The sequence below is a fragment of the Hyphomicrobiaceae bacterium genome, from assembly GCA_041397645.1.
Taxonomy (GTDB): domain Bacteria; phylum Pseudomonadota; class Alphaproteobacteria; order Rhizobiales; family Hyphomicrobiaceae; genus Hyphomicrobium_B.
The window spans coordinates 186751-193065 of the sequence record JAWKWE010000007.1 but is presented as its reverse complement, the minus strand read 5'-3'; the positions used below and the strand labels follow the sequence as shown (position 1 = coordinate 193065).

Below are 6315 nucleotides of genomic sequence, written 5' to 3'. Positions count from 1 at the left end.
ACTGATGGCGGCAGTGCGCGCCTGACCGGCGCCGATTGGGCCGGATGACACTTCTTGCGGCGTTCAAAGCATAATCTGAGTGCGAACTGGAGAATTACCGCGCCGAATTCGGAATTCCAAGCTACCATCAGCCCGAATGAAAGGCCTGTAACCGCCCCATTGCGTTCTCACACAACCAAGACCCGGAACAGACGTAGCTCGCGAGCGACCAGTGTTGCCGGTCCGGGCGTGGAAGCCTAGACCGGCAGGGAATGAAGCTTTATTTGACTAGCTCAATTTCGCTCGGCCGCCAGGTCTTGTCGAAGAACGATGGTAGCGGGCTGTAGAGGCGCAGGATCGTGAACCAGCCTCTGTCAGGCATGGTTTGGATCCAATTGCCGCGTGCGACTCCCTTGGGCTGCTGGGGCGAGAACCAAACGGTGGTAGTGCCGTCCTCCGCCGCCTCGGCAGCGGGCGAGGGATAGCTCTGGCTGCCGGCGCGTGGATATTTTTGCGGCGTCTGCAGCATCGAGCGGGTCTGGTTGTCGTAGAGTGTGAACGACCAGAAGGCCTTGGCCGGAACATCCTTGGGCAGCATCACCTTGTAGGTCTTGGCGCCGTCGAAGGGGTTGCCTTCAGAATCGAGAAACCCCATGAGGTACTGAGACCCGACACCTGGAATGCGCATGATCATGCCGGGCGAGTCGAGCGTGTAGCCGTAATAGAAGGCCGCGCGCGAGTCGAGGGTGCGTGCACCGGTCGACGGAAGGGGCTTGAACATTCCGCCCTCGAAGAGCGGAGGCGGCGTTTCGAAGGATGCACCGCCTTCCCACAGCATGCTGCCCCACTTCGACCCTTGGTAATAAGCCCACTCCGGATGTTTCATCGCGTAGCGCCAATTGAGTGACCGGCCGGTTGCCTGTCCGAACGCCGCCGCATCTGACAAGATTTTCTTTAGTCGATCGTCCGGTGTAAACTCCTTTCCGTGTACGATCCCGATGGCGGCAAGTTGCCCCGCGAGTTCCGCATCATAGCTTGTAGCGGGCTGGCTTTGGATATTTTCATTGATCAGCTCAAAGAAGCCGAAATCGCTCGGCGGAATCGTGTTGAACGACAGCCCGCTGCCCTCGATGAACTTCATCTCGGGCATCTTAGGCTCGCCTGCGATGCGCACTGTGCCTTCGAGAGCCTGAGCAATGCTCGTTCCAAAGGCTCCCGGCTGGTAGGGGTAGATCTTCAGGTTTTTCTTGACGTTTTCGACGGCCGGTTCGGGGTCGTTGTTAACGAGGTATGCGCGCGCAGCATAAAGCGCAAAGTTAGTCTTCGAACGCCCAATGAAGTAGCCGCCCTCGGGCAGCGGGCCATCATAGTCAGGTCCGACGATTAGGTATTTGCCACCGAGCCCCCGGTCTGGCCCCGGACCGCCAATGTCGATAATCCAGGAGAACCACATGTCGTTGATCGTACCGACGGCATCCGACGGCTGCTCAATCACCAGCGGGCCTTTGCTAAGATCGAGTCCGGTGAGGTAGTAGACAGTATCTGCATTGGCAGTCAGGAACAGCGAGTTCGAATCCATCAGTTTGGAAAAGATGACGACATCGCCGGGTTTGGCGCCGATGCCCTCGCAGCCCTTGACGATTGCTAGGGCGGAGGCGCCACGGAAACTGTTGTTATAGGCATTGAGGGCTCGGGTGAAATCCAGCGTGTCGTACACCCTGCTGGCGGTTTTGGCTGTCGGCACGCCGTTCTCGAATTCGAGCGCGCCGGTGTTAGTCTCGATCTTGTCGGGAGCGCCAAGCGATTTGACCGTCTCTTTAGACACGTCGGCATTGGCCGTGCCCGCTATGGCAAGCAGACCCGCCATCAAGCCGGCCGCCGCACGGCGTGAGGCACGGAACATCTCCTCTAGCAATTGTTGCATCGATATCTCCTATAGTACCTTGCACTCACATTTCAGTAGGCGCGGCATGCGCTCAAGTTTGTATGCGAGGGATCCGCGGGCAATCGAACCGTAGTTCGTGCTCAGCTCAACCACAAGCTGGGAAGAGTCCGATTATGGCCCTGAGCACCCGTTCACGCAGAACATCAAGTCCGACGGCTTTCAGGGAGTAAGCGGACAAAAAGCTCACTATGTCTGTTTGTTGGGTGAGAGCCGACGACATCGCGACATGCTCTTGAAGCGTGCTGTTGACCCCGAGCGGACATCAACATTAGGCGCAAAAGTCTAGGCGGGGGTGCGCTTCCCCCGCCTCTTTCGTTACGGTGTCTGAACCGTGCCTTTGTAGCGGCCGCCACAGAGGGTATCTGTAAGAATATCGCAGGAGTAGAGGTGCCGCCACCGCTCGCATTCTGATACGCGCCCGTCCCGCCGGTGATCTTGTAATTTGATTCTTTGAGGTGAGAGCCCTCCTCGAATGTGTCGAAGATCTTGTCGCCGTTCTTCAGCGCATACGTGCAGCTGCCACTGGCCTTGAATGTTCCGTCAGGCATGAACTCGTACTTTCCAGCGCATTCCTCGGAGTAGCGCAGCCCTGCGGGATCGTCTGGCATGGCAACGCAGCGCGCAGTCATGTCTACGAGTTTGTGACCCTTCTCCGGTTCTTTCTCGTCCCACTTATCGGTCACACAGACGAGTACGCCAGCCTCCTTGCTGCTAGTTCCGGCGATCGCCCCAGAACCCATCGAAACGATGAGGAGCGTTGATGCGAGTAATCTTGCGAAGTTGTTCGTCATGGCAGGTCTCCAGTCGCTTGATTTCCCTATTTGCGGAGCGCTGGCGATCGGAGGTCTCCGGCGCAAAGTTATGATCTTCCGTCGCCAACATCCGTGCTACGAAAGGCACAACGGGGCCTGCATACCCAAGTATGTAACGGTAGCCCGTACGACGTAACCACCGCGTCCTACATTTGATATTGTTTGAGAATTTGGAGCGGGCGCATGTCAGGGACAGCGCCGGAACAATGGACCGATACATCGCGAGAGGCCGTCTTCTCGCAGCTCAACCGCATCTAGAGCAGCGGCGTTTTCAAGACGTCGACCCGTCGCCAGCGATTTCTTCAATACATCGTAACAGAAACGCTGGATGGTCGGGGACAACGGCTAAAAGGATACAGCATTGGAATTGAGGTCTTCGAGCGTTCCGTAAATTTCGATGCAGCCGTCGATCCAGTGACCCTGAGGCGGATCGTCCAAGCTGAAGCGTTACCGGGTGCGGGGCTCACTTTTTAGCGAGCTTTGCTCTTGCGGTTTACGGGTTTTGCGCGCATATGGACTCCATCGAGTTTCGGCTGAACGACTTGGCCTTGCAGCGAACAACGCGCCTGACTGACGACCTTCCAAACAAATTCGAAAAACTAAGCTGCGCCAATGGCGTGGCTTCAAGGTGCCTATTACAAAGGAAATGGTTCTATGAATTCAGGTGTTGTGAAGTGGTTTAACGCTCAAAAGGGCTTTGGCTTCATCGAGCCCGAGAACGGCGGGAGCGATGTCTTCGTGCACATTAGTGCTGTTGAACAAGCAGGTATGACGACGCTGTCCGAAGGGCAGAAGCTTTCTTTCGACGTCGTCGCCGATAGCCGCAGAGGCAAGTCGTCTGCGCAGAACCTTCGCGCGAAGTAATCGCGCAAAGGTCGCTTGGCCTTGGCTACGGATGTACTTGGCAAGGCCGGTCGAGCATTTTGCTGGGGTGCTCGTGACGTAGTTTCACGTTCTCCCGCCCGCATCCGATTGCGGTCTGGAAGACTGTTGTTCAGGTTTTGTGAGATATTAGACGGCGGCTTCGCAAGGGGCCGCCGTTATTGGTTCAGAAGCTCACGCAGCGCTGCGAGCGTTCGCCGTATTCTATTGCGAATTCTCTTCGCAACACTTGGAACGTAGATTTCATTGCCCCAACCCACTGTACAGGTGAGCCTCCTTTGAGGCGCTGAGCAAGGCCTTTGGAGAGAATTATGTCTATGCTGGGCTGGGTTCGACAGTGGTCCTCGGTCCCAAGATAACGATGAAAGCGGAAGCGGGTCAGCGAGTAAAGCATGCCATGGACGAGCGGGACCTGCGCAGTTATCGAGATGCGATAGCGATGGGTCCGATGCGATCGCTTATTGGCAAGGGTCGGAGCCAACTCTCGCGCACTTGGGCCCACTGATGATGCCGCTGCTGGCGCTTCGACCTCACGCCCCAGGATCATAATTGTACGACGACGCGTTTTTGTGCGTCCACATCAGCCTCGATATAACGCTGGGTGGTGCGGGAATTCTGCATGGAGCATTAGCCTTGCGACCACAATTCAGGGATCTGGAATTTTTGAGTATAACTTGCTAAATGCGAGTGCTGCTCTTCGATCCCTGGGCACCGCCCTCGTGCCGTTATGGCGATCCTTGGCGTCACCCCCGTGCCGCCATTGAGCAGCGGGTGAGCCCTGAAGTTACAGGCTTCAGGCTCACCTTTTATTTTTTATAGTCGTGTCGTTGCCTCTAGCGGCAAACATAAAGAGGGCCACAACGACCCGCTATATTCGCTGATTAGTAGATCAGATGCATCAAGAAACGGCCTGCTGGTGTATCGAGTTCAGCGGCTTCGAGCGTTCGGTCGTGATCGGTGTTGACATACCTGAACGTGCGCTTCACCAACCGTAGATATCCGCCGAGCCTCAGCGTGCCATTCCTATGGTGTTCCAGCGCCGCGAGATGATGCGAATTGAGTACGCCCGAAAGCTCGGCTTGGTCTAACGAGCCATCATGATCGTGATCGAGCAGCTTGAACTTGTCGATCGCTGCACGGATGACTTCCCGGCGGTCGAGCGAGCCATCCTTGTCAGGATCGTGCGCGGCGATCACCTTCGAGGGCGAAAGCGCCAATGCAGCAGTCGTCATAGCGCTCCCACTGAGCATCGCTGCACATACGGCAATTATCATTGGAAACTTGGATCTCGGTCTCATGATACATCCATCCCTTTTTCTGGGAGCAGCCCAACAGGGGCTGCCACCTAACGCGCGTTGAAGGGGGTACTCAACGCGGTGTAAGAAATAGTATCAACTTTGCCGCCTATCAAGCTGGTGAGACTTGTAGAAATCGCACTTTCAAATTGCCGCGCATGCCAAGCCGCTGAAGGATCAGATCAAATCTGAGACGAGCTTCTACGCGTCGACGTCAGTGGCGTCGTTATCGCCCGGCTCGGGGCGTTTTCTACACGCCGAGCGATAGCGCCACTCAACGAATGGATGAGAGGCCAGCATAGGCGCTCAGTGAAGGGTGTGACGACGTTTAATCTGCTCGCGACATTTCGCCTGACAGGTCGCGCTGAACAAACTGTCGGATGGTACATGGCACAGCGACGAAGGGCGGACATTAAACCTGAATCTTTGTTGGAGACGATTCCTCATCGATGAGCTGCTGAACGGATGAGTCAGCGAGACTTTTTTCCAGGCCATCACTGTCAAAGGGAAGAACGTACCCTCCAACATCTTCGTCGAAATTCAGATCCGACCAATGGACTGAGTAAAAATTGTCAGTTGCGGTCAGCGCTCCGTCGCGAGCAACGATGACAAACTGAATGATATCATCAAGCTTATTGAGCACGATGTCCGAGATGCGACCGAAACGGTCACCGCCTTGGACATGGACACTCGCCCCGATAACCCGTGATGCTCGGATGACGTCACTATGAGGTGGCTGTATCGGCATGGCTTGCTTCTCCGGCGGTGGTTTTGCAAAGGTTGGTAACAGCTCGTTCTAAACGGCGCACCATGACCCTGAGTTCCCACGAAGCAAACCGTGTTGACGTGCTTTAATGCACGACGGCGTGCCTTCACCCTTTCCAAGGCGGCCCAAAAATTCTTCAGATGGACCAACTCTGTTTTGGCTTCATGGGTTACCCATCTAAACCGCCAGAATAACTAAATCGATACCCATCGGAATGACGATCCCTCCCTGATAGGGAGAGTGCCTTGTTCGCCCTTCGCCCGCTGGCTGGACCTGTGTCTGCCTAGCAACCGCAGATGTAAATTTGAACCTCATCGATCCCGTCCATGTCTTCGCAAATTCAATTTCGTTATTATCAAACTATCGATGATGATTCTTTTGGGGGATAAACAATGCGATCGATGATTACTTTGACGGTACTGGTAGCCGCTGTTGCACTGGGCGCTTGCCGCCGTGAGGAAGCAGCTCCTGTTCCCATGAAACTCGGTGCTGCTCCTGCTGTTGAGCACTCCGCTCAGTAAACATCTACTTACTGCGCCTAAATTCACGATCCTTGATTGTGTCTCAGATTGCCTGAGCTCCGTAATTTTCGGGGTTCAGGCTTTTTGCTTTTCGGCTGTTCGCGGTTGGGAGTCA

At 55.5% G+C, this 6315-nt stretch carries 5 protein-coding genes; 1 reads left to right on the top strand and 4 read right to left on the bottom strand.

Annotated features, from left to right (window positions below; genetic code table 11):
• Nucleotides 1-259: 259 nt before the first annotated feature.
• A complete protein-coding gene (locus R3D51_18745; GenBank protein MEZ5901523.1) occupies nt 260-1846 on the bottom strand; it encodes a DUF1254 domain-containing protein in 1587 nt (528 codons plus the stop codon).
• Between the two features lie 221 nt (nt 1847-2067).
• Entirely contained in the window at nt 2068-2715 is a 648-nt protein-coding gene (locus R3D51_18740) for a hypothetical protein (GenBank protein MEZ5901522.1), read from the bottom strand.
• A 675-nt stretch (nt 2716-3390) separates the two neighbouring features.
• Between R3D51_18740 and R3D51_18735 the strand changes: the two genes are divergently transcribed.
• Nucleotides 3391-3600, top strand: a complete 210-nt coding sequence (locus R3D51_18735) for a cold-shock protein (protein MEZ5901521.1) — start codon at nt 3391-3393, stop codon at nt 3598-3600.
• A gap of 899 nt (nt 3601-4499) precedes the next feature.
• On the opposite strand, the gene R3D51_18730 is transcribed toward R3D51_18735, so the two are convergent.
• Together R3D51_18730 and R3D51_18725 are read right to left on the bottom strand one after the other, a co-directional pair.
• Nucleotides 4500-4850: an EF-hand domain-containing protein gene (locus tag R3D51_18730; GenBank protein MEZ5901520.1), complete on the bottom strand. Its 351-nt coding sequence runs from the start codon at nt 4848-4850 to the stop codon at nt 4500-4502.
• Between the two features lie 475 nt (nt 4851-5325).
• Entirely contained in the window at nt 5326-5661 is a 336-nt protein-coding gene (locus R3D51_18725) for a PRC-barrel domain-containing protein (GenBank protein MEZ5901519.1), read from the bottom strand.
• Between the last annotated feature and the right edge of the window lie 654 nt (nt 5662-6315).